At 36.0% G+C, this 1,088-nt stretch carries 1 protein-coding gene; it reads right to left on the bottom strand.

Annotated features, from left to right (window positions below; all coding sequences use genetic code 11):
- On the bottom strand, positions 1–1,046 hold a 1,046-nt coding region (locus tag G9C87_RS20685; protein WP_262888854.1), incomplete at its 3' end, for an amino acid adenylation domain-containing protein.
- Positions 1,047–1,088 lie beyond the last annotated feature (42 nt).

A 1,088-nucleotide genomic window follows, 5' to 3' on the forward strand; every position in this document is an offset into this window, starting at 1 on the left:
ACTTCAGTCACAACAGATTTAATTGTTGGGCTATAAGAAAGCACCTGATGATCAATCTCTCCAAGCTCTATTCTATGCCCACGGATCTTTACCTGATCATCAATCCTTCCCAGATACTCTATTGTACCATCTGGCAACCATCTTCCCAAATCTCCGGTACGGTACATTTTTGTACCTTCAACAAACGGATTGTCTATAAACTTCTCTTCTGTCAGATCTTCACGATTTAAATAACCTCTTGCTAAACCTGCTCCTGCTATATACAATTCTCCATGAACTCCAACTGGTAACAAATGTCCATATTCATCCAATATATAAATCTGTGTATTTGAAATTGGACCTCCGATCGTGTTAACAGATAGCTCAACTTTCTGGGCAATACAGCCTACGGTTGCCTCTGTTGGGCCGTACTCATCATAGATCTCAATATCTTTATTGATAGCGTGAATAATCTGAATATGCTCATTATAAAGCTTTTCTCCTCCTAAAATAATTTTTCGGATACCCGTATTATTGATTTCTACATTCTTTAATAATGAAATATGAGAAGGCGTTAATTTTAAAATATCTATATCTGGATTTTCAAACGCATTCATAAGAACAGCTAAAATGTCTACTTCATTCTCTCCCAACCATAAAGAGCTTCCTCTCGTCAGAGAACAGAATAGTGCAGTAACTGAAAGATCAAAGGATATTGAAGTGAATAATCCCCAGTTGCCTCGGTCTCCACCATTAAAATAATATCCATTACTCCAGGAAACATAGTTCATCAAACTAGAATGGCTGATACAAACTCCTTTAGGGTTTCCTGTTGTACCCGACGTATAAATAACATAAGCCAGATCTGAAGGATGAATCTCTGTAGAAAGATTTTCTATTGAATAATTTTCTTTCAATGAATCAAACTCTTTCCAGAAAGACTCATCTATACACAATTTAGACTGTGTATCTTTCACAATAAAATCTTTTCTTTCCTGAGGGTAATTCACATCAATCGGAACATACGCTCCTTCTGATTTTAGAATTCCAAGAATCGAAACAATCATCTTTTCATTACGTGGCAACTCAATACAAACCAAGTCATTAGA

Origin of the sequence: Chryseobacterium sp. LAM-KRS1 (assembly GCF_013184525.1) — a bacterium.
Classification (GTDB): Bacteria; Bacteroidota; Bacteroidia; order Flavobacteriales; family Weeksellaceae; genus Chryseobacterium; species Chryseobacterium proteolyticum.